The organism is Verrucomicrobiota bacterium, assembly GCA_016871495.1.
Taxonomy (GTDB): domain Bacteria; phylum Verrucomicrobiota; class Verrucomicrobiia; order Limisphaerales; family VHDF01; genus VHDF01.
Genome location: VHDF01000016.1, coordinates 25616 through 47495 on the forward strand (window position 1 = coordinate 25616; position 21880 = coordinate 47495).

Below are 21880 nucleotides of genomic sequence, written 5' to 3' on the forward strand. Positions count from 1 at the left end.
TGGAAATCGCCGCCAGGCAAGTTTAACGCGCCCAACCGGAAGCCCGATCGAGCGCGCGTTTCCATTCCGCCCGCAACTGTCCGCGTTTCGCGGCCGTCATGCGCGGCTTGAACACGGTCTCGGCTTGCCATTGGCGGGACAAGGCACCGCGATCCTTGAAGAAGCCGACGGCTAATCCCGCCAAATAAGCCGCACCCAACGCGGTGGTCTCAGCAACTCTGGGACGCACAACCCGCGTCCCCAGCAAGTCGCTTTGAAATTGCATCAACAGATTGTTGACGCAGGCCCCGCCATCGACCCGCAATTCCCTCAGTCGAAGCCCGGCATCTTTTTCCATCGCGGCGAGCACATCGGCAACCTGGTAGGCGATGCCTTCCAAGGCGGCGCGGGCGACATGCGCCCGGGTCACACCCCGGGTCAATCCCGCGATCACCCCCCGGGCATACTGATCCCAATGCGGCGCGCCAAGCCCCGCAAAAGCCGGAACGAAATACACCCCGCCATTGTCCGCCACCTGGGCCGCCAGAGCCTCGATTTCCGCGGAGGACCGAATGAGCCCCAATCCATCCCTTAACCACTGCACGACCGCTCCTGCGATAAAAATGCTTCCTTCCAACGCGTATTCCAAACGCCCTCCCAATCGCCAGGCCACCGTCGTCAGGAGTTGATTCTTCGAGGTCATGGGCTTCTCGCCGGTCTGCATAAGCATGAAACAGCCCGTGCCATAAGTGTTCTTCACCATCCCGGGCTTCCAACACCCCTGGCCAAACAACGCCGCTTGCTGATCACCCGCCATGCCCGCGATGGGCGTTTCCCCTCCCAACACGGAAGTCGAACCCACGACCTCGCTCGAGTCCCGAACCTCAGGGAGCATGGACCTCGGCACCCCGAAAAGGCGCAGCAAGTCGTCGTCCCAATCCCCAGTCTTGAGATTGAAAAGCATGGTGCGGGATGCATTGCTCGCATCCGTGACGTGGCAGCGTCCCCCGGTCAAATTCCAGATCAACCAGGCGTCGATCGTGCCGAACGCGAGCCGTCCCTGCCTGGCTTTCGCGGCGGCGCCTGGAATGTGTTTCAGAAGCCACTGCACTTTTGTCGCCGAAAAATAGGCATCCACCACCAAACCGGTTTTCCGCCGGATCACCGCCGCCCATCCCTTTTTCCGCAGCCGGTCACAATGCTCCGCCGTGCGACGGTCCTGCCAGACGATGGCGGGGGCGATCGGACGTCCCGAGTCGCGATCCCAGACCACTGTCGTCTCGCGTTGATTCGTGATGCCGATGGCGGCCACGTCCGTCGCGGTGGACCCCGCCTTCTCGAGAGCCTCCCGGGCGACAGCCGCCTGGCTGGACCAAATCTCCATGGCGTCATGCTCAACCCAGCCGGGCTGGGGGAAGAACTGGCCAAATTCCCGTTGCGCAACCGCGATCATCCCTCCGGATTGATCAAACAAAATGGCTCGAGAACTCGTGGTTCCCTGATCCAGCGCGAGAACGTACTTCATATCATGGATTCCAAAAATAAACGTAAAACTGAGCCCCAGCGATGCCTCCCAGAATGGGTCCTAAAATCGGCACCCAGGCGTATCCCCAATCCGAACCGCCTTTGCCCGCGATCGGAAGGAGAGCGTGAGCCAGTCTCGGACCGAAATCGCGAACCGGATTGATGGCGTAACCCGTGGGGCCGCCAAGCGACAATCCAATGGACCACACGATCAAACCGATCAGCGCCGGCCCCAGACCTTTGTCGAACCCCGAACCTGGAACCAAGTTGGCGGGCGAAGCGACCGCCAAGGCCCCCAGTACCAACACGAACGTACCGATCACCTCCGACATGACGTTTCCGACCGCATGGCGGCAAGCGGGTGCCGTGCAAAAGACCGCTAATTTAGTTGCAGGATCTTGGGTAGCCGCCCAGTGAGGCAAGTACGCGAGCCACACCAGCACCGATCCCGTCATCGCCCCAAGCAGTTGGGCGGCCAGATACGTGGGAACCTTCGCCCAGGCCAATTTCCCAATGGAGGCAAGCCCAAGCGTCACGGCCGGATTGAGGTGCCCTCCGCTAGCGGAACCCACACAATAGACCGCAAGGGTCACAGCCAGCGCCCAGCCGGTGGTGATCACGATCCAGCCTGATCCAGCGCCTTTCGAACGTGTTAACACAACGTTGGCGACCACACCACTTCCCAGAAGGATGAGGAGCATGGTGCCGATAAACTCCGCGGCAAAAAGAGACATAAGAACTAAACTCGATGGGATTGCCAGACCTCCTACCAGAAGACCCCGCAAAACACCATGCAAAAGAATGGCGCCCGTTCGACCACCGTGTATCCCGATGTTGTTGGTAGGGCGGGCCTGTCCCAGCCCGCCGCCCACGGGATGCAAAACATCATGCTCCGGCGGCGCGCCGGGACGGACGCGCCCTACCTGCATCACCGGCAACATCGGGATGCACCGGTTCGACCAAGGTGCCTCCGCAAGTGGTCGCTGACCGGGTTGTCGTGGTCACGCCGACAGCCCTGTCTGCCGTTTCGCAGGCTCCCCAAACTGCGGGGCGACGAAGGGAACCCGTCGTGTGGAGAGCATGGAAGGGCCTCATTCTTCACCCGCCGGACCGACGGGCCTTCGGCGATACGGCAGGCTGGGCAGCCTGCGCCACACGACAGACAACTTCAGGATGCACGGGTTCGCCTAGGGCTTCGAGTCCATCACCCCAGTCCCACTGGATCGTGAATTCGAACTCTTGCTCTCGCGTTTCAACCACACTCCACGCTTGGTGTCGAAAATCCTTACATCCCCATTCCCCAGCACACCACTACACAACCACCTCATTTCCAAAGAGTTGAAAACCACAAGCCTCAAAGCGCATTCCATCCGTCAGAAAAATCGTCGGAAGACCTTACAATTCTTGGATCTTGCAAAACAGAATCCTCGGAACATAAAAAACTCACGATGTTATTCATCAACCACTTATAACGATTTCAAATGAAACGGCCTAATTCCTGCTCTCAATTTGGTCATTCAAGCATTCAACGCGAATTATGAAAAAGCATCTTTGTTCATGGGTTGCAGGAGTGAGTCTGGCCATCCTAACTTCCCACGCCGCTAAGGTTTCGGTTACATTTCCGGAAGTGGACGGTCCTTTATTTTCGACCGGCTTCCGTTTGCCTCCCGCGGCTGTGTCGACAGAACTGTTTTCGCTTCCTCCGGGAGCCGCGATCTCTTCTGCAACGTTGGAAGGCACTTTTGGGGCGACATCAACATTCGTCGGAAGTACGGCGCATCATGCGCTTTTGATTGATGGAGTGGTGTTCGGAGGCACCGGCATCGTTGTTCCCGATCCTTTTTCCTCGGTTGTTCCTTTCAGTTTCACGTTGCCCAATGTTGCTGGAGTCTTGGACGGCTTGTTGGACGGTGACGCCACACTCTCCTACATCCAAACGTCTCCTTTCAGGGTTCGGTTCAGCGAGACCACTTTGACCATCGAATACGATGTCGTGGGCGTGCCGGATGCGGGTTCGACCGCCGCCTTGCTCGCGCTGGCCGGAGTGGTGGCGATTCGCCGCCGACGCCGCTAAGCATTTTCCGACCCTTTTCAAACCAACGCGAAGCCCCTGCGGGCTTCGCGTTTTGTTTGTTTTGTTTGATCCCGCATCTCCCGGCTTGCCCCGCCCCGGCGGCACAGTTCATCTTGCCTCCATGACAGAGGATCGCCAAGCGGGCATCGCCCGCATCCGGGACGCCTGCAAATCGATCGCCCTCGAAATGATGAAAATCCACCCAACCCTTCCAAGCCTTCAGGACACCGAGGCCCAGGGAGAGATTCTGAAAGCCTTGTTCGAAGCAACGAAGCAGGTCGAAATCATCAAGAAACGCCTGGCCAAATTGGAGGCCAAAGATGACTCGGCACTGCTCTAACCTGTCCAGGCTCGTCCGCCCCATCGGCATGGGATTTCCCTGTTAAAAGCAGGGTTTCACGTGCCGTGCGGACCATGTTTTCGCGATGCATTTTAATGTGCCACCAGACGCACATTTGTCGGCGAGTCAAGATTTGGTAACTAAGGACTAGGTTAACGGTTGTATTGCCAGAGTCTTCGAGTCACTGGGTAAACGGAAACGGCGGCCTCTCGGAGGCCGCCGCTTTTCTTTTCTCTCCACCGACCCCTCCTCCGCTTCACGACCGATCCCACTTCAATCCATCGTGGCCACGCAAGCACTCAACCTTGCTCGGCGAGACGGATTGCTGGCACCTCCATCCCCTTCGTCAACTCCATGACGCCAACTTCGAGCCCAACCCGGCTTGCCGTGCTCGTCAACGGATCAATCGGATCAATCGAATGGATTCGCGCCACCCAGCATCTCGGCTTCACTTCCAACGACTCAACCCTGTTGCTGGTTCGACGCGGCGGATCGCTTTCCACTTGGATTTCCTGGATCCAAGAATGCCAGCGTTTTCGTCCCGAGTTGCTCTATGTGATCAACACCGCCAGTCCGGGAGTGCCGTTCGCGTTGTGGAGAAAACTCGTTGGGAACATCCCGTTCGTCCTCGACACAGGCGACCTCGTTTTCGAAATGGCGCGGAGAAGCGGCATCGAACCCGCCGCCAAATGGCCCATCCTCTGGGCGGGCGAGCAAGCAGGGTGGCACGCGTGCGAAACGCTGGTCGTGCGAAGCGAATGCTTCCGCCAGCACCTCCACGAACTGGGATTCCATCACGCGATGACCTTGCCCGATGGCTTCGCACCGCCCCCGGAACTCACGGACCGCTTCGCCATCCAATCGCTTCGACGGAAGCTCGGACTTGGTGGCTTCCTGGTGGCCGGCGTCATGGGATCCTTGATTCACAGTCCGAAGCTGAACCTCTGTTACGGATGGGACCTCATCAGCGCTCTCCCCATGCTGACAGACCTGCCCTTTCGGGCCTTGATCGTCGGGGATGGGCCGGGGCGCCCATGGCTTGAGAAACTCGCCCTCCGCCTCAGCGTGCAGGATCGTGTGGTGTTCGCCGGAAGGGTGCCTTACGCGGAACTTCACCATTACCTTCAGCTGATGGACGTCGCCATTTCCACGCAGACCAACAACCTGCCCGGCCGGGTTCGCACGACAGGAAAACTGCCCGAGTACATGGCTGCGGGTCGATTCATCCTGGCGTCCAAGGTCGGCGAAGCAGCGCGGGTGCTCCCCGAACCGATGCTGATTGATTACGAAGGTGACGTGGACTTGAACTATCCGAAGCGCCTGGCAGAGCGATTACGCGGAGTCGCCGGCGATCCCGAAAAGGCGCGTGTCATGGGGACCAGCAACCGGGCCTTGGCAGAGAAGCATTTCGGAAAGGAGACTCTGCAATCGGCCCTGCGTGGAATTTTGGCGCGCAACGCGAAACGATAGTTTGACGGCAATGATCTTTCTCAAGTTTCAATGGATCACCTTGCGGATACCCCTCAACTTTCGGCGGGCCTTTGCCACTCAAGCTTTGGCGCCTCTCGACACGCTCGACGGCTCCGTTTTGGTTGAACGAAGCGACGCCCGTGCTAAGGAAACGCGGTTGATCCATGAAATCCGCCTCGCTCGCGGTCGTCTCAAGGATTTCTTGTCTCCTTATCCGGGGTTTTGGGCCTTGCCTTACGGATTGATTCCGAGGTGCCAGGGGGTGAGCATTGGCCTTCATCTCGACCATGATTTCCTATCACTCCGTCTGTCCCAACCCTGGACTTCGAGAAATCCGTTGCTTGCATGTGCTTGATCCCTAGTGCGTGCTTCCGCTCGGTTCTTACGCTTTCCTGGAGTATTACTGCGAAGACAACGATTGCGACTGCCGAAGGGTATTGATTGAAATCCGTTCGCAGGATGATCCGGAGAATTCGTTGGCCACCATCAACTACGGTTGGGAGAGCGAGGCATTCTACACCGAATGGATGCATGGCGACGCCGAGGCCGGACGTGAAATCGCTTCCGCGTCACTCGACCCTCTGCTTCCGCAGTCGGAGTGGGCTGATCTTTTTCTGAGTTACTTCCAGGAGGAGATGATCACACGCCCCGATTACGTGGACCGTTTGATGCGCCATTATGACCAGGTCAAGCAGGCTCTGCTTCGCCCGCAACCGGTCCGCGTTGGACGCAACGAGCCTTGCCCATGCGGCAGCGGTCGCAAGTTCAAGAAATGCTGCGGTGCGGCCAACCCGCATCGGTCAAGCAGGATTGGAGCGGGAATCAATCTCCCTCGAGATGTCCGAGCCTTGCCGCCATGTCCGCCGGAGAAATGAAGACCATCGATTTGCCTTTCTTTCGCATTTCCAACAAACCGCCGGGCAACATGGCCTGGTAGGACAGCGCTCGATCGGCGCGCCCGTAACGTCCACAAAGGGATGATCGCAGGTCAGCCGGAAGTGGAGCACCAACGCCCTCACCGCCGGATGCACGAAGTAGGTGGGCATTTCTCCAATCGCGAAGGCACAGTCGGCGTTGATGCGACCCTCGAAGTCCCCGTCTCGATCCGGACTCGCGCCTCGGAAACACCTCGTGCATACTGCTGCACCATGACGCGCGACCTCTCCTGCTCTCCTCCTCCATGGCCCGCTTGGCTCCCGCTGCTGATCGCGCTGATGTCCGTTTCATTCGGCTCAAGCCGGTCACTGGAAGCCGACGAGTCACGCCCATCTTCTGCCCAAAACTCCAGGAACCATTGGGCTTTTCAGTTGCCACCCCGGCCCGAGCCGCCGCCATCGCGTTTCCGAAAGTTCGTGCGCAACCCCATCGACGCGTTCGTCCACGCACGGCTCGAGCGCGAGAAACTCACACCCTCGCCCGAGGCGGACAAACCCACACTCCTCCGCCGGCTCCACCTCGATTTGACGGGACTTCCGCCCAGCCCCGCCGAAGTCGACGCGTTCATGCAAGACCGCCGTCCCGATGCCTACTCGCGTGGGGTGGAAAAACTCCTCGATTCCCCGCACTACGGCGAGCGCTGGGGACGGCACTGGTTGGACGCGGCCCGCTACGCCGATTCCAATGGATTCGAGAAAGACCGCACACGCACGATCTGGCCTTACCGCGATTGGGTCATTCGCGCGGTTCAACACGATCTCCCCTTCGACCAATTCACGCTGCACCAACTCGCGGGCGACTTGCTGCCCCATCCCACCACGGAGCAGCGTGTAGCCACGGGATTCCTGCGCAATTCCATGCTCAACGAGGAGGGCGGCGTGGAACCGGAAAAATTCCGCGTCGATGCCATGATCGACCGGGTGGATGCCGTGGGACGCACCTGGCTCGGACTCACCATCGCCTGCGCCCAATGCCACGATCACAAATATGACCCCGTCTCCCAACGGGAGTACTTCCGCTTCTACTCCCTGCTCAACCAGGACGCAGAAACTCATGTGGAAGTCCCCACCCCAGCCCAGGCCGCTCAACGCGAAGCGATTTTGAAACACGCCCGGGAACTCGAAAGCCAATGTCGTGCTTCCATCCCCCATCTCGACGAGCGTCTGAAAACCTGGGTTCAATCCCAGTCGTCCCGCGCGGGATCCTGGATCCCGATCGATTCCTCGGAATGGCACAGCCAGCCCATGAAGTACGAGAAGCAAGAGGACCTTTCCTTCTTGGGCGGCGGAGACGCCACCATGGATACGGTCATCCGCGTGTGGTGGGACAGCTCGATCGAGGGCATCACGGGCTTCCGGCTCGAGGCCATGACCGACGCCAACCTGCCGCTCAACGGTCCCGGACTGCGCGCGGACGGGTCCTTCAATGTCGCCGAATTTGTGGTCGAGACCACTCCGTTATCCGACTTGAAACAAGACCTGCACCAACCCGCGACCAACAGGGTCGAATTCGCCCGGGCCATGGCCGACGCGGAAGCGAAACATTGGGAAGCCTCAAAGACGATCGACGGCGAAACCACACGCGGAGGCTGGGCCAACGCTTTCACCGCCGGCCGACGCAACCAGTCGCGCCGTCTCGTCCTGCAAGCGCGAAATCCCGTCGGCTCCAAACAAGGCCTGCGCTATCTCATCACCATCCACTCGAAAGCCCAGCAAACCGGCTTGCCCAATCAAGCGCTCGGACGCTTCCGCATCAGCTACACGACCGCCCCCGGCACGCTCTCCGTCGATCCCTTCACCGAAGCCCAGCGCGAACTGTTCACTTCCGGCCAAGTGCTTTCATCCAGCCAGCAGTCTGAACTCTTCCAAATTTTCCGCCTGCACCAACCTGAACTGGTGGAATGGAATCAAAGATTGGACGACGCCTGGAAAGGTTGGCCCTCCACCATCACCAGCCTGGCGCTCCAACAACGACCCGTGCCGCGGAAAACCCGCATCTTTCACCGCGGCGATTGGACCAAACCGACGAAGATCGTCGAAGGCGGTGTCCCCGCCATCCTTCCGCCCCTTCCTCTCGAAGCGCCCCGCAACCGCCTGGGCTTGGCGCAATGGCTGGTCTCGACCAACCAACCCCTGACGGCTCGGGTGATGGTCAATCGTGTTTGGCAGACTTACTTCGGCCAGGGCCTCGTCCCGACTCCGGAAGATTTTGGCACCCGTGCCGAATCGCCTTCCCACCCCGAACTCCTCAACTGGCTTGCCTGGGAATGGATGTCACCCCGCACGATCGCCTCCTCCGCGGAACGGCATCGTCCGCTCGTCCCCTGGAGCCTGAAACATCTGCATCGGCTCATCGTCCATTCCTGGACCTACCGCCAACGCTCGAACATGACGCCCGAAATGCTGGAAAGGGATCCCTACAACCGCCTCCTGGCCCGGGCGAGCCGATTCCGGGTGGAAGCCGAAGTCATCCAGGATATCGCGCTCAAGGCCTCGGGATTGCTCAGTCCCAAAGTGGGCGGCCCGAGTGTGTTTCCACCCCTGCCCGAAGGCTTCATGCAACTCGCCTACGGACCCATCCCTTGGAACATCAGTGAAGGCGAGGACCGTTACCGCCGCTCGCTCTATACTTTTTGGAAGCGATCGGTGCCTTTTCCCACCATGGTGACGTTTGACGCGCCGCCCGCCGAACAATCCTGCGTCCGCCGCACCCGCTCGAACACCCCGCTCCAGGCCCTCACCACGTTGAATGAACCCACCTTCAATCACGCCGCCCGTTGGCTCGCCTATCGAGCCATCCGCGAAGGCGGGGACAGCGATCGCGCCCGTCTCAACTACGCCTTCAAACTTTGCGTCGCCCGGGCACCCGCGCCCAAGGAACTTCAGACGTTGGCAAGGCTGCTCGAAGACACCGCCCGCGAATACGAAAAGCAACCCCAGGAGGCTGCCCGCGCCGCCTTTCTCGATCCCAAAGCCCCGCCGCCTTTGCCTGACGGCGTTTCGGTTCCACAGCTCGCGGCGTGGGCTTCGGTCGCCCGAGCCCTCTTGAATCTCGATGAAACCGTCACTCGCGAATAACACGCTATGAATCCTTCCTTCGCTCGCGAACTGCTCGCCGAAAGATCCCGTTTCCTCGCGCGCCGCTGGTTCCTGCGTGATTGCGCGCTCGGACTCGGCGGCATCGCCCTGTCCTCCCTGCTCCATCGGAACGCTTCCGCCAAGGAGGCCGCAGCTCTCGCGTCCGCTCCCGCCGGTCCCATGGCGCCCAAACACCCCCACTATCCGGCTCGCGCCAAACGCGTCATTTACCTTTTCCAGGCAGGCGCTCCCAGCCAACTCGACCTGTTCGATCCCAAGCCCGCCCTGGCCAAGTGGAATGGCAAACCCGTGCCCAAAGAAGTCGTCAAAGACCAAACCTACGCCTTCATCAAGCCGGACGCCGCCCTCTACGCGTCCGAGTTCAAATTCTCGCGCCACGGCCAATCCGGAGCCGAGATCAGCGAAGCCATGCCTCACCTGGCCGGCGTGGCGGATGACGTCGCCTTCATCCGTTCGATGACCACGGACGCCTTCAACCACGCGCCCGGCCAGATCTTCATGAACACCGGCTCGCAACTGTTCGGCCGTCCCAGCATGGGCGCCTGGGTCACCTACGGACTCGGCAGCGAATCCCAAGATTTACCGGGCTTCGTCGTGCTCAGCTCGGCCGGCGGGCTCAGCGGCGGCTCGGGCAATTTCGGCTGTGGTTTCCTGCCCACGGTGTTTCAGGGCGTTCCGTTCCGCCGCACCGGCGATCCCGTGCTCTACCTCTCGAATCCACCCGGCGTGTCCGGCTCGGTGCAACGGCGCACGCTGGACGCCATCAAAGAACTCAACCAGCAGCGGCTGGGCGCGGTGGGAGACCCTGAGATCGCCACACGCATCAACTCCTTCGAAATGGCCTATCGCATGCAGGCGAGCGCCCCCGAGCTCATGGACCTTTCGAAGGAACCCAAGTCCATCCTCGACCTCTATGGCGTCGAACCCGGCAAGGCTTCTTACGCCGCCAATTGTCTTCTGGCCCGCCGCCTGATCGAACGAGGCGTCCGCTTCGTGCAGCTTTTTCACGAGGCTTGGGACCACCACAGCGATGTGAAGGGGGGCGTGAATGCCCAATGCCAGCTGACGGACAAAGCGAACGCCGCGCTGGTCAGGGACCTCAAACAGCGCGGACTCCTCGAGGATACCCTGGTGGTTTGGGGCGGCGAGTTTGGGCGCACGCCGATGGTCGAGGCCAGCATCGAACTCGGACGTAAACTCGGACGCGATCATCATCCGCAGGCCTTCACCGTATGGATGGCTGGGGGAGGCGTGAAGCCGGGTGTGACGGTCGGTGCCACCGACGATTTCGGTTTTCACGTGGTCAAGGACCGGGTTCACGTGCATGACCTGCACGCCACGCTGCTGCACCTGCTGGGATTTGACCACACGCGCCTGACCTTCCGCTTCCAGGGCCGCGACTTCCGCCTGACCGACGTGCATGGCGACGTCGTCAACCAAGTCCTGGCCTGACGCCGAATAGAACAGCCCAGAAACCACGGAGAGGGAACAGGCCGGTCGCAAAGCACAGGCATCACACCCTTTTCCCTCTCGCCCCGCGAGGCACGAGTGGGGAGAGAGCCGGAGAGAGGGGAACTCTCAGCCAACCCCCTCTCCTCGGTCCTCTCCCCACTCATTCTTCGCAGGGAGAGGATGAAAGTTTTCCGGCCGCACCACCGCTGGTTTGGCCCTCACCACCATCGCGTGCGGCGAGCAAATGCCGTTCGTCTCCGCCCCCTTCATCTGGCGCTGATCCGCCCGGCGTCGGCCAAAAATGACGTCGCCCTTCCGAAACCGCAGCTTCGTGCCAATAACATCGCTGCCCTTGCCCCACCGCCGGATGTGCAAGCTCTCCGAATTGAAATCATCCAACCCGACGAACATTTCTTCCGCCGCATCCACCGGATCAAAGCCCTCATTGCCGCTCTCCGCACACCGCCCAAACGCCGGCCGCTGCCACCCCTTGCGATCCAACAGCGGCAGCCTGGCCCAGTTGGAGTTGGGCTGGAGCTTGGCGAGGGACGGGATTTTGGGGCTCACGATTTTTCAAGTGACCAACCGGGGATCGAAGCTGAACGGCTCAGGTTTGCCGATCTTGATTTTGGCAAAGTCAGAATGCGCCGGATTGATGAGGAAGTTGGTTTCGCCGGTGATGACGCTGGGCAGGGCGAGCAGTGCGGATTGGGCGTTTTTCACCCAGGCATCGCCGATTTGTTGCGAGATCAGGGAGGGCGGCTCGGCATCCCATCCGTCCGGCAGCGTGGCGGGCGGGAAGGTTTCCACCAACGCATCGTGGAACCGGAGCGGGATGGCGACGTATTTGGACGTCACCGGCAGTTTCAAATGGACCAGCGTTTCCAATGCGGCCAGCGATTTGGTGACGCTCACATAAACCGCGCGCACGCCGACGGAGTTCCAGCGACCGCCATTGAGCCTTGCGCCCTCGCCATCGAAGGCGGCGGCCGCGTGCTTCCGCTTCACGATGCGCCAAGCTTCGCCCATCAGGAATAGACTCCGTATTCGATGCGGCCCAGGAGATTCTCAACTTCGCGTGCGCCGACTTCAGTTTCGGCATATTCGAGGGGCACAGCGCCGCCAAGGCCGAACTGCGGTGAATGGAGCCACTGCCGGGCATTTTCCTCGGACTCCATGACTTCCACGGCCTTCCCCATCAAGCGGGCGTAGCGGACGACGCGGTCGGACTCCGCCTGATCGAGCCGGCCCTCGATCTTGCGCCGATGAAGCGTGGCCTTGGAAATGCCGAGCATGGGCGCGAGCTTGTCCATCGGCACGGCGAGGGTGGCTTGCAGGTCGTTGAGTTCCTGGACCGGCAGGCCGACGCGGAGCACTTCAACGAGCTTGGCCGGAGCAAAGGTCAGCTTGCCAGACGGCCCGTGAACGCAGGAGCTGACAACGCCGCCGATGGCTTTCTTAAGCGCCACCGGCGCGGCCTTGCGGCGGGCGACCGGCTTGACGGTGAATTTCTTCGGCAACGGTTTGGTCCAGGGATTGCTCATTTGACATTTTTTATAGTCTCAATTGAAACCGATGTCAACTGGCCTCTTTTCCGGCCGTCTATCCCGATGTTGTCGGTAGGGCGGGCCTGTCCCAGCCCGCCGCCCACGGGATGCAAAACATCATGCTCCGGCGGCGCGCCGGGACGGACGCGCCCTACCTGCATCACCGGCAACATCGGGATGCACCGCTTTTCCGGGCAGCCCAGCCAAGGCGGCCGGGACGCCAGTCGAGCCGCCCATTCAGCCCGCCAACGCCGCTGGCAGGGTAGCGGTGTTCGTGGTTTCGAGATGGGGCGCCGGGTGGCACTTCGAGCATCTCGGTCATCCGGTGGACGACGGTGCGGTGGGTGGAAAACTCGGAGGAGAGGCGGCCGGTTTCGTCGGTCTCATCGAAGCCGTGGATGGAGAGTCGTGACCATTCCGAACGACGAATTTCGAATGTCCAACTGGCTGAACTCCAGAACTCGCAGCTCGAACTTCGCAGTTCTTTGGGCGAAACTGGTCGTTACTGCCCCAGAGACGTTTTTCAAGCAAGGCGTTGTCCTATTCTCAGACATCCTAACCCCGCGAGCGGGGGATGCGGGATGGATGCAGAAGGGATGTGAGACCAGAGTGACGTGAAGCGGCTCAGTCGCAAGCCGGAGGCTTGCCAGCTTTTAGCCGGTGGTTGAGGAGCGCAGCGACGATACCACCGGTCCACCGGGTCGCCCCAGCATGGGCATCCTGGAGGGATGCCAGCGTCGCAGGTGCCCAGACCCGGGGTGTGCGGGATTCAGGTCTCCAGGGCCGATTCTTCATGGGCAAGGGGCGGACCGCTCATCCCTGAGCTTCAGGCCTACTGACTTCGATCTGCGATTACCTGCGGAGACGGGAACACTCTTGAGACCACCAACCTCGGCATGATCGATCGCCAACGGGGTTCATCCTGATTCTACCCCGGGTCAGGATGTCTGATTTTTTTTCGGATGGGGCGATCCTGTGCATCCGTTGGGGCGAGGAGACCGAAGGGTTTGCCGGTTAACAAGCGCGGTTCTGCCGCAGGCGCGGGGCGGATCACCCGCGGGTCTTCGCGTCCCAGGCGCGAGCAAAGCACCAACCGCAGCGACTTCACGGCCTCCACTGCAACGTGGCCACGGACTTGGGAGGGAGCGTCGTCATCAGAATCCCGCCGCGCCAACTGAGGGACAGCGGGCGCTTGGTGCTCAGCGGGTTGGCCGCGACCAACACGATGCTTCCGCCCGGGTTCCTAAACGCCACGTTCGCCGGGGCCGCGCGAGGGTTGGTGGTGGCGATCCGCACCGCCCCGGGTTGGATGAACTTCATGAACTGGCCGTAGAGATAGAAGTCGGCGCGGTACTCCGTCGCAAGCGTGTCACGATTCAGCACGATGATGGTCGGATCGCAATCGTGGAATCCCGAGACGTTCGGCTTGCCTTGGTGATCAATCATCGTCACCCACGCGTTGTAACTGCCGGCCCAGTGGCGAAAGTAGGAGATGATTTCCGCGGCGCCCTGGGCGCCGTAAACGGAACCTTCGGTGAAGTAGATGGGCTTGCCCGGAAACTGGCGATGGAGTTTGGACATCGCCTCGGGCCGGCCCTCGTAGAGATGAAAGGCGCTGCCCCCGACGAATTGCGCCGCCTGCGGATCGCGCAGGATGGTCGCGGGAAAACCCGGGTTGTTGAAGTTGTGGTCGAATACCCAGATGACCGTGCGAATGCCCCGCGCCTGAAACAGCGGCCCCAGGTGATCGCGGATGAAATCCCGTTGCTCGGCGGCGGTCCAGAGGCAGCTCGGATAAGGCTCAGGGCCGAACTCCGGTTCGTTCTGCACGGTGAGGGCGTGGATCTCGATGCCTTCGCGCCGATAGGCTTCGATGAATCGAACGAGATACTCCGCGAAGTAAGGATAACACTCCCGGCGAAGCCGGCCGCCGCCGTAGCGGCCGTTGGTCTTCATCCACGGCGGAGGCGTCCACGGTGAGGCAAAGAACTTCAGATTCGGATTGAGGCGCTGGGCGGTCTTGATCACCGGCAACACGTACTCCCGATCCCGTTCGATCGAGAAACGCTCCAGCTTCGGATCCTCCTGGCCCGCGGGCAGGTCGTTGTAGGTGTAGAACGGACCCGGCGCGAAATCCGAAGTGCCGATGCAAAGGCGCATCAAATTCATGCCGATGCCGTGCTCGGCGTGGACGAGGCTCTCGATCACCTTTTCCCGCCGAGCCGCCGGCAGCAGGCTGAGGTTGTAACAGGTGCTGTGCTCGAAGGAACTGCCGAGCCCCAGCACGGGTTGATAGGTGGTGGTGTCGTCGATCTGGATGGCCTCGCGTCCCGAGGTGGGTCCAGCTTGAAACTGAAGCTCCGGCTGCGGCGTGAGCTTGGCCGTGCCGTCCTCCGACGAGAGCCACTCTTGAACCTTCGTGCCCGAACCTTGCCGGCTGCCGCGCTCTCCGGTCGATTCCGCTGTCGATGCTTGGGAAGAACCGTTGACTGCGGCCAGGCGTGTTCCGCACCCGGCAACCGCGAAGCCGAGAACGGAGATCAGCGCGGCGCAGATCGCCGTGGAACGTAATGAAGTCCGGAGCGTGGCCTCGCGACGGGGATCGATGTTGGCGTGCATGCTTGAAATCATGGAACTCCGATTCAGAAACGCAGCGTGGCGAGGGCCGCGCTCACCCAAGCCGGCGTGATTTCGTGCTCGTTGATCACGGTGTGCCAGAGGTCGCGGCGGCCGGCGACATACGAACGCAGGTTCAAAAGTGAGGCTTCGAGATCGCCGCGGCGGATTTCCATGTCCGCGGGCTGATAACGCAATCCCACGTCGTCCATGAACGCCACCATCTCCGCGTGACGGTTTTCCTGCCACCGGCTGAGCAGGTGGATGCCGAGCCCCACGATCCAGCCGTGGATGAAGGAGCGCTCGAGCCGTTCCTCCAATTCGTAGAACAGATAATGCTCGCTGCCCTCTTCCACCCGGTAATGCCCGGCCGGCAGACAGATCGTGTTCACGCGCATATAGCCCTCGACGATGGCGCGCAGACCGTCATCGGTGCAGGCCCGGATGGCACCGGCCTTCGCCATCGTGTCGGCGAGGATGGCGCGAGCCTGGGCAATGTCCTCCGTCCGGAAGGGATACTCACTCCTGCCCGCGCGTCCTGCGAGTTCCCAGTCGAAGCAGGCGGTGTGAATCGAAAGCAGATCGCCCACGCCCGCAATGTTCAGCTCCGGCGGGGCGGTGCGGATTAAATCATAGTCAATCACCAGCGGGTCGGGACTGGTCTGGCCAACGTATTCCACGCGATGTCCGCGACGAATGCCGGCGGCGGGCGTGACGAAGGCGTCCACACTCAGGATGGTTGGAACACTCACCAGCCGCAGACCGCGTTTCCACGCGATGTACTTCGCCAGATCGATGGCCTGACCACCGCCAATGCCGACCACCGTGTCCGCAACCGGCGCGGCGGTCAGTTGGCGGTCGAGGGTCTCGACTTCCATGTTTTCCACGAACAAGACGGCCTTGGGCCGGGCTTTGAGCCGGGGTTCAGCATGGCGCCAGGGTACTTCCATGGTGGTCACCAGAAAGCTTCCCGGGGCCAAATCCAATTCACTCAAGGAGCCGGCGCCGAAGCGGGCGGAACGAACGTTGGTGTTTCCTTCAATCATAGGGTGGCTATGGGTGGGTGGAGGGGATGTCTTCTCCGGGAGCCGGTGGTCCAGCTTCACCGCGGAGCAATCGACGCCGGATCAAGGTGAGATAGAGGACCACGCCGATGCCCAATCCCACCAGTGTCGAAAGCAGGGGCAGATGCTGCGTGCGAATGCCGGCCAGTTCCGTCGGAGGGATGGTCAGCGCGGCCACCACCCCCAACACCCAGATCAGCGCGGCGGTCCCGATCCATGGACGCGCCCGGCCGAGTCGCCAGCCATCGGATTGCGTCGGCGGCGGGGCAATCAAGGCGGCGATGACAATGCCGGCATAGCCGAGGTAACCGGCGACGGCAGAAATCTGCGTAACGATGTCGAGGGTGGGCAGTCCGAGGACGACGGCCGACGACACGAGCCAGATGAACAGGATGGCGTTGCGGGGAGTGCGATGGCTCTCGGTCACCGAGGCCAGCCATCGGGAACCGGGCAGCATTCGGTCGCGGCCCAGCGCAAATAGCAACCGGCTCGTGGCCGCCATGCTGGCCAGTCCGCAGGCAAAGATCGAAATGCCAATCACAACCCGCACCACCCCGGCCCCGCCCGTGCCCAGGGCCTGCCGCAGCGTGGTCATCAGCGGATCGCCCGCCTTCTGCGCGGCCGCCAGATCACCCACCGCCAGCATGACCCCGCTCAGCAACAGGAACCCTGCAACGCCTGAGCCCAGAAGCGACAGCAGGATCGCCCGTGGCACCACGCGCTTCGGCTGCCGCGTCTCCTCGGCCAAATCAGCGGCGGCTTCGAACCCGGTCAAACACCAGGCCCCGACCAGCAGCGACAGCGCCCAGGCTCCCAAGCCCGCCGGGCTTCCGGTGGTGGCGTTCGTGGAGTCGAACAAAACCGCGGGCGAAGCGCCGCGCTGCAAGGCCAGCACGATCAGCACGAGGCTCGCCAAGAACACGCCCAACAGTTCCGTCCACACGCCGGCATCGTTGACCCGAGCCGCCCATCGGATGCCAAACAGGTGGATCATGGCCGTCAACGCAATGATCGACAGCGTGAGGGCGGTCACCGCCGGGGACGAGGCCCACTCGCCACCCATCCAGTGGCCGGTCTGCGCGGCGAGCGTGGCGCAGACGCCGGGAAAGCCCGTGAGGAATTGAAGCAGGAGCAGCCAGCCCACCGAGAATCCGAAATGCGGATTCACCAGCCGACTGGCCCACTGGTAACCGTATCCGGAAAGCGGTATCCGCGTGGCCAGCTCAGCCAGCAGCAGCGCCACGAGCATCTGCCCCGCGAGCACGATCAGCCATGACCAGACAATCCCACCGCCGACTTGCCGAAGTCCGTGACCGAAGTTGGCCGAAACGCCCGTGAAGACGGAGATCAACGAAAACGCCACCGCAAAACTGGAGAACCCGCCCAGGGTCCGGCGCAGTTGTTGCGCATAGCCAAAGCGCTGCAGCTCGCGTTCATCCGGATCGTGCATGGACAAAGAGTGCCGACTGAAGCCCGATGTGCCTAGACAAAATGTCGGCCGCCACGCTGGAAGGCACTCTTGATGCTGAAGTTACTTACCGTTCCGCACCCCGGCCCGCCGGAGTTTTTTGACTAGAAACGGCAATTCAGCAGCGTCGAGATGCGCAAAAGATTGAGTGGCAAAGGCCTGCCGAAAGTTGAGGTGAATCCGGGATTGCTAGTAAAAGTTCACTTCCCTGAATGGATACGCTCGGGAGTACGACCCCATGCTGGATGAGTTTAGAATCCGATAGGGCTGTGCCTGTGTCATGATCCTTCATGGCGATTACGGACGCCGCGAAGGAGCGCTTTGTGATTATAACTCGCAAGACACACCTGTTTAAGAAAATCTTTTCGAAAACATTTGACGCAACCTAACACACCAGGTAATAGTCTAGCAGGTTCGATGCAAACCTGCACTTACATAGCAGCCGCGAATAGGCCGACGATGTCGGTCGCGAAAGCGACACGTCATAGCCGGTTGAGTCAAGGTTGTGTTTTCGGCCTTGGCCTATCCAGATTGGATCAAGGGCAAGCCCTCGAAACGAATTTGGATAACCCGGAGGCAAGCAGGTAAAAGAAGATCCATAGAATTTTCCAAACCCTGCTTACCGAAAAATAAGCAGGGTTTTTTGTCTTCCCCGAATGACTAACAACACAAACGAAAGGTGAACGATCTGTGAACGAAACAAAGGCGACATCTCGATGATGTCAACCGACACAAAATTAAGACGGGCGCGGGAGAGCCGAGGTTCTCCACCGAGGGGCCATGCCCAACGGTTGCCAAGAAACGCGCCCCTTGTGTTCAGCCAGAATTTACATTCCAAGGGCTTCGGAGGAGGTGTGCCCTTAAACACCGAAAGAGCCGCCGTGAAACCGCGGGTTGGGATCGAGTAGATCACCAAGAGGTGTTTGTTCTTTGTTGAAATGGCATGGGCCGGGAGCGAGAGATCGCTTCCGGCCCTCTTCCTTTCGCGGCTGTGGTTTAACAGCAGAATGTCTTCCGACCATGTCGATGGTCCGGGTGCCGTTCCCGGCAGCCGCAATTATTCCTCTAGGCTGCGCGTCAGCACGCGGCCGAGTCTCCACAACTCAGCTTACTCCGGGCAGCACGGAGGCAGCCTGCCCTTTTCATTTGGGGTCGTGGCAGACAAGCAATGCACTTGCCCTGCAAGCAAGCTGATGTGGGAGCGTTACCCACCGACTCCACCAATCTTCAACTGCGGGAAACTCGACCAGATGCACAGAGAGAAGCCTCATAAACTTCTTCAGGTGGGTGTGACTCCCACTCCCGCTACCAATTCACTGGGAAGTGATCCGGCTGCCCGACGGTAAATCGGGCGTCAGAAAACAAAAGCGGAAGTGACGAACTGGAGCATGACCAGCACTTCCCACCAGCCTTCGCCATAGCTTCGCTGGGCCAGCCATTTCGGACTCGTAGCTCAATGAGCAGAGCAACCCGTTGTCTGCGGGAAGGCTGAGGGTGCAAGTCCCTTCGGGTCCGCCATTTCTCGGAACGCAGCTCAGTCTTTAGAGCACCCGGCTTGGGACCGGGAGGCCACAGGTGGAAATCCTGCCGTTCCGTGCCAGCGGTCGAATCAAATTGACCCGTCCGGGGTCGAAATGATTGACCCGTCGCTCATTGTCGCAAAAAGAGACATGTTTTCTTTAAATCATTCCGCAACAACGTGATAAGGGAGTGATTTAAAGGAAACATGTCGGCCAGGGTGGGTCAGCCATTTCGACCCCGGACGGGTCAATCAATTCGACCGCTGACAGTTCCGACCATCTCCTATTGCTGCCGTGGTCGAATACATGAGGCGTCCGTCTTCTAAACGGAACGATGCAGGTGGGGATCCTGTCGGCAGCACCATTGCCAGGTAGTGTGAAAGTAGCACGGCGGCCTGTTAAGCCGCTTGTCTTGGTGCGAGTCCAAGTCTGGCAGCCAATATAAGTTAGTTCATTCGCGATGGGCGAGCCTCGTGCGGATCGCCGCGTCAATCTCAACCCTGAATTGCCACATCCTCCGGATGATTGGCCGAGCAGAAATAACCCGGTCCCGAATACCGACTGAAACTCCGGGTTGCGTGGCCGCCATCTCTGGACCATCCGCCCTTTTCAAACACTTAACGAAAGGACACTCCATTCCATGAAGCCTGTCATCCGTAATCAAAGCTCATTGCTCTTTCGCAAGAGCTATAAGCCGAATCGTCTTATTCGCATCCGACCCACGGCCAAGCCCGGCGTCACCTTTCGTCCGATGCGACAGTTCGGTTTGAAGCCGCAACTTGAATTCGTCTCGTAGCTCAAAAGCAGAGCACCCGCCTGATAAGCGGGAGAACGCGGAGCGTTACCGCGCGGGACGACCATCCTTCGCTCCCCGAGCTACGGCTCGGCGAGTCCCTTCCCCGAGTAGCTGAGGCAGATTAGCGCCTCGCTGAAGACGAGGAGACGTTGGTGCGATACCAACCTCGGGGACCATTTCGGTCCGTGAATGCAAAACAGCTCAAGCAGCCGGCCTTTCAAGTCGGGCCTAATCGGTGCAAGTCCGATCACGGATGCCATTTTGTCCGCGTAGCTCAGTGAGATCAGAGCGCCACCGTGCGAAGGTGGAGGTCGCAGGTGCGATTCCTGCCGTGGACGCCACTTTGCCTCTGTGCCTCAGAAGCGACAGGACGAGTTTTGTAAACTCGTATTCGTCGGTGCGAGTCCGACCAGAGGCTCCATTTCATGGTGATCATGATGTAACAGCAGCATCACGCCCCGTGAAGGCGTTTGTGCCGGTGCGAATCCGACTGGTCACCCCATTTTCGACGGGTCGCAGGATTGGGTTATCGTTCATCACGACGTGGTCGCCGGTTCGAGTCCGGCCTCCGGAACCAATGCCGGAGTAGCTCAGGGGTAGAGCGCGTATTCCCAGTTCGTCTCTTATCCGTCGTCCATCGCTGCGGCTCGACCAAGTCGCAGCCTAATCCTCCACAATACAAATCGTACTTATGAGATCAGACATGCACAAAGTCGTCGTCGAGCGGCCACGGAAAGATCGCCATTGGGCCAAGTCGCGACCGCGTCCGAAACCGCCCTTCGATGACCTGCCTCACCATGAATCCATCAAAGCTCGGCACATACACCGCAAACACTTCAGCGATCTGCTTGGGCCCCTCAAACGTTGGTTGCGCTCGCAAGTCGGCCGTCCCTGGAACGATATTTATTCCGAGGCGTGTGCGGTCATCAAACCGGACAGCATCGTCCGCGCCCACATCAAGGGACACATGCTCCAATATGTGCAACGCCACACCTTCATGCACGGTGGTAAGGTTTGCGTGATCGATCAAGACTATCTTAGGTTGGGTATGATTCCTGTGGAGGAACGGCAGCACTGTTCAAATCTATTCTTTGTTCATCCTGACACAGGCTTGCTGTGCGCTGTCGCACAGCCGCCAAGCAAACACCTCGAGATTCCGAGGCCGCGGAAGCAGCCGGAGACACTACGCTGGCTCAACGAATGTTTTGCGTTAAAACAAATAAAGGGCCTTTGGTTTGAATGCCAGTTTCGCCACGTCCCGCCCAAAGGACAACTTCGGGTCTACGACCATGCGCTTGGAAAGCATGTCCTCCGCAAGAAATTGCATTGGCGCGATGGGCAACAACTGCACTGTTTCGCCAAGCGCCAGCTTTCGCGCCGCCAATTGCGCCACTTTGGCCTGCGCAATTCACCGATCGCTTCCTCCATTGGGGCGCAGTCTTCAGTCCGAAGCTTTGGCTTTGGGTTGAGGACTGCGCTCCAGTAGTGGCGGGCCGGACCTAGATTGTGGGTTCTCGCGTGTTATGGGTTCAAATCCAGCGGCCGGCTCGACAGGTCGGCCTAGCTCAACGGTAGAGCAGCCCCGCTTTGTTCGCGGGGAAATTCCACGGCATCCCTTGCCCATCTGAATCTTGATCGGTCCGCGGCTGTCGACATCCAACCGCACCATGCATACGGAGGCCGTATGGCAAACAACACACAAGATGATTCCCCTTTTGAAATCACCAGCAAGCGACGCAAAGGTTTCCCGTCGAGACTCGGGTGAAACGTGGCGTGCGCGTCGTTCACGGTCAAAAGGAGCTCTTTGAAAGGCTCGGGCGCAAGGATCTTTGCCCGTGCGGTTCAGGACGCAGCTTTTAAGAACTGCTGTCTCCGCTCCGGACGTTACGACGGTTCAAAACGGAATCACTTTTTTCCGCGAGTAGTCATCCATCAATTTCTGCGGGCCGAAGAACATGGGTTACCTCTGTTCAAGGACAATTCCCACGTTCCCAAC

The 21880-nt window shown here is 60.3% G+C and carries 16 protein-coding genes, 7 tRNA genes and 2 pseudogenes; 16 read left to right on the plus strand and 9 right to left on the minus strand.

Translation table 11 applies throughout. The features are described 5' to 3' along the window. Positions 1-22 precede the first annotated feature (22 nt). A complete protein-coding gene (gene glpK / locus FJ404_05465) occupies positions 23-1504 on the minus strand; it encodes a glycerol kinase GlpK (GenBank protein ID MBM3822335.1) in 1482 nt (493 codons plus the stop codon). A gap of 1 nt (position 1505) precedes the next feature. Beyond that, the gene (locus FJ404_05470; GenBank protein ID MBM3822336.1) at positions 1506-2237 is read right to left on the minus strand and encodes an aquaporin family protein; all 732 of its coding nucleotides are present in this window, start codon (positions 2235-2237) and stop codon (positions 1506-1508) included. Between the two features lie 803 nt (positions 2238-3040). On the opposite strand from FJ404_05470, the gene FJ404_05475 reads away from it, so the two are divergent. The 7 genes and pseudogenes from FJ404_05475 to FJ404_05505 all read left to right on the plus strand — a co-directional run bounded on the left by FJ404_05475 (position 3041) and on the right by FJ404_05505 (position 10873). Further along, a complete protein-coding gene (locus tag FJ404_05475; protein MBM3822337.1) occupies positions 3041-3577 on the plus strand; it encodes a VPDSG-CTERM sorting domain-containing protein in 537 nt (178 codons plus the stop codon). A 121-nt stretch (positions 3578-3698) separates the two neighbouring features. Next, positions 3699-3917 carry a hypothetical protein gene (locus tag FJ404_05480; protein ID MBM3822338.1) on the plus strand — a complete coding sequence of 73 codons (219 nt, stop codon included), beginning with the start codon at positions 3699-3701 and terminating at the stop codon, positions 3915-3917. Between the two features lie 354 nt (positions 3918-4271). Then, complete coding sequence (locus tag FJ404_05485) at positions 4272-5387, plus strand: glycosyltransferase family 4 protein (GenBank protein ID MBM3822339.1); 1116 nt, start codon at positions 4272-4274, stop codon at positions 5385-5387. Between the two features lie 10 nt (positions 5388-5397). Then, positions 5398-5742, plus strand: coding sequence for a hypothetical protein (locus FJ404_05490; protein ID MBM3822340.1), 345 nt, complete (start codon positions 5398-5400; stop codon positions 5740-5742). A gap of 352 nt (positions 5743-6094) precedes the next feature. Further along, a pseudogene (locus FJ404_05495) lies at positions 6095-6262 on the plus strand (hypothetical protein). 102 nt (positions 6263-6364) lie between these two features. After that, the gene (locus FJ404_05500) at positions 6365-9400 is read left to right on the plus strand and encodes a DUF1549 domain-containing protein (GenBank protein ID MBM3822341.1); all 3036 of its coding nucleotides are present in this window, start codon (positions 6365-6367) and stop codon (positions 9398-9400) included. A 6-nt stretch (positions 9401-9406) separates the two neighbouring features. Beyond that, the gene (locus tag FJ404_05505; GenBank protein MBM3822342.1) at positions 9407-10873 is read left to right on the plus strand and encodes a DUF1501 domain-containing protein; all 1467 of its coding nucleotides are present in this window, start codon (positions 9407-9409) and stop codon (positions 10871-10873) included. A gap of 126 nt (positions 10874-10999) precedes the next feature. Here FJ404_05505 and FJ404_05510 read toward each other — a convergent pair whose 3' ends face one another. The 7 genes from FJ404_05510 to FJ404_05540 form a co-directional block, all read right to left on the minus strand. After that, a complete protein-coding gene (locus tag FJ404_05510; protein ID MBM3822343.1) occupies positions 11000-11440 on the minus strand; it encodes a hypothetical protein in 441 nt (146 codons plus the stop codon). A 6-nt stretch (positions 11441-11446) separates the two neighbouring features. Beyond that, a complete protein-coding gene (locus tag FJ404_05515) occupies positions 11447-11902 on the minus strand; it encodes an RES domain-containing protein (protein ID MBM3822344.1) in 456 nt (151 codons plus the stop codon). Continuing rightward, complete coding sequence (locus tag FJ404_05520) at positions 11902-12417, minus strand: DUF2384 domain-containing protein (GenBank protein MBM3822345.1); 516 nt, start codon at positions 12415-12417, stop codon at positions 11902-11904. The genes FJ404_05515 and FJ404_05520 overlap by 1 nt, the downstream gene beginning before the upstream one ends. Next, the gene (locus FJ404_05525; protein ID MBM3822346.1) at positions 12414-12593 is read right to left on the minus strand and encodes a hypothetical protein; all 180 of its coding nucleotides are present in this window, start codon (positions 12591-12593) and stop codon (positions 12414-12416) included. Before FJ404_05525 ends, FJ404_05520 begins: the two co-directional genes overlap by 4 nt. Before the next feature lie 931 nt (positions 12594-13524). After that, positions 13525-15051 (minus strand): hypothetical protein, encoded by a 1527-nt coding sequence (locus FJ404_05530; protein ID MBM3822347.1) that lies wholly within the window; start codon positions 15049-15051, stop codon positions 13525-13527. Between the two features lie 11 nt (positions 15052-15062). Continuing rightward, positions 15063-16082: an iron-containing alcohol dehydrogenase family protein gene (locus tag FJ404_05535; protein ID MBM3822348.1), complete on the minus strand. Its 1020-nt coding sequence runs from the start codon at positions 16080-16082 to the stop codon at positions 15063-15065. 7 nt (positions 16083-16089) lie between these two features. Next, on the minus strand, positions 16090-17550 hold the full coding sequence (locus tag FJ404_05540; protein ID MBM3822349.1) for an amino acid permease: 1461 nt from the start codon (positions 17548-17550) through the stop codon (positions 16090-16092). Positions 17551-19010: 1460 nt separating this feature from the next. Here FJ404_05540 and FJ404_05545 point away from each other — a divergent pair. The 9 genes and pseudogenes from FJ404_05545 to FJ404_05585 all read left to right on the plus strand — a co-directional run bounded on the left by FJ404_05545 (position 19011) and on the right by FJ404_05585 (position 21744). After that, a tRNA-Asp gene (locus FJ404_05545) sits at positions 19011-19086 on the plus strand. 5 nt (positions 19087-19091) lie between these two features. Next, positions 19092-19168: transfer RNA gene (locus FJ404_05550), tRNA-Pro, on the plus strand. A 285-nt stretch (positions 19169-19453) separates the two neighbouring features. Next, a tRNA-Asn gene (locus FJ404_05555) sits at positions 19454-19527 on the plus strand. Between the two features lie 347 nt (positions 19528-19874). After that, a tRNA-Ile gene (locus tag FJ404_05560) sits at positions 19875-19948 on the plus strand. Positions 19949-19985: 37 nt separating this feature from the next. Further along, positions 19986-20060, plus strand: a tRNA-Phe gene (locus FJ404_05565). A gap of 87 nt (positions 20061-20147) precedes the next feature. Further along, positions 20148-20225: transfer RNA gene (locus FJ404_05570), tRNA-Arg, on the plus strand. Positions 20226-20229: 4 nt separating this feature from the next. Continuing rightward, positions 20230-20305 (plus strand) — tRNA-Thr (locus FJ404_05575). 282 nt (positions 20306-20587) lie between these two features. Beyond that, positions 20588-21370: a hypothetical protein gene (locus FJ404_05580; protein ID MBM3822350.1), complete on the plus strand. Its 783-nt coding sequence runs from the start codon at positions 20588-20590 to the stop codon at positions 21368-21370. A 198-nt stretch (positions 21371-21568) separates the two neighbouring features. Then, positions 21569-21744 (plus strand): annotated as a pseudogene (locus FJ404_05585) (nucleic acid-binding protein). The last annotated feature ends 136 nt before the right edge of the window (positions 21745-21880 follow it).

What these genes read in the sequence shown, in the direction of transcription:
- glpK (MBM3822335.1), bottom strand. Translation starts at nt 1,504, where the DNA reads ATGAAGTACGTTCTCGCGCTGGATCAGGGAACCACGAGTTCTCGAGCC.
- FJ404_05470 (MBM3822336.1), bottom strand. Translation starts at nt 2,237, where the DNA reads ATGTCTCTTTTTGCCGCGGAGTTTATCGGCACCATGCTCCTCATCCTT.
- FJ404_05475 (MBM3822337.1), top strand. Translation starts at nt 3,041, where the DNA reads ATGAAAAAGCATCTTTGTTCATGGGTTGCAGGAGTGAGTCTGGCCATC.
- FJ404_05480 (MBM3822338.1), top strand. Translation starts at nt 3,699, where the DNA reads ATGACAGAGGATCGCCAAGCGGGCATCGCCCGCATCCGGGACGCCTGC.
- FJ404_05485 (MBM3822339.1), top strand. Translation starts at nt 4,272, where the DNA reads ATGACGCCAACTTCGAGCCCAACCCGGCTTGCCGTGCTCGTCAACGGA.
- FJ404_05490 (MBM3822340.1), top strand. Translation starts at nt 5,398, where the DNA reads ATGATCTTTCTCAAGTTTCAATGGATCACCTTGCGGATACCCCTCAAC.
- FJ404_05500 (MBM3822341.1), top strand. Translation starts at nt 6,365, where the DNA reads ATGATCGCAGGTCAGCCGGAAGTGGAGCACCAACGCCCTCACCGCCGG.
- FJ404_05505 (MBM3822342.1), top strand. Translation starts at nt 9,407, where the DNA reads ATGAATCCTTCCTTCGCTCGCGAACTGCTCGCCGAAAGATCCCGTTTC.
- FJ404_05515 (MBM3822344.1), bottom strand. Translation starts at nt 11,902, where the DNA reads ATGGGCGAAGCTTGGCGCATCGTGAAGCGGAAGCACGCGGCCGCCGCC.
- FJ404_05520 (MBM3822345.1), bottom strand. Translation starts at nt 12,417, where the DNA reads ATGAGCAATCCCTGGACCAAACCGTTGCCGAAGAAATTCACCGTCAAG.
- FJ404_05525 (MBM3822346.1), bottom strand. Translation starts at nt 12,593, where the DNA reads ATGTTGCCGGTGATGCAGGTAGGGCGCGTCCGTCCCGGCGCGCCGCCG.
- FJ404_05530 (MBM3822347.1), bottom strand. Translation starts at nt 15,051, where the DNA reads ATGATTTCAAGCATGCACGCCAACATCGATCCCCGTCGCGAGGCCACG.
- FJ404_05535 (MBM3822348.1), bottom strand. Translation starts at nt 16,082, where the DNA reads ATGATTGAAGGAAACACCAACGTTCGTTCCGCCCGCTTCGGCGCCGGC.
- FJ404_05540 (MBM3822349.1), bottom strand. Translation starts at nt 17,550, where the DNA reads ATGCACGATCCGGATGAACGCGAGCTGCAGCGCTTTGGCTATGCGCAA.
- FJ404_05580 (MBM3822350.1), top strand. Translation starts at nt 20,588, where the DNA reads ATGCACAAAGTCGTCGTCGAGCGGCCACGGAAAGATCGCCATTGGGCC.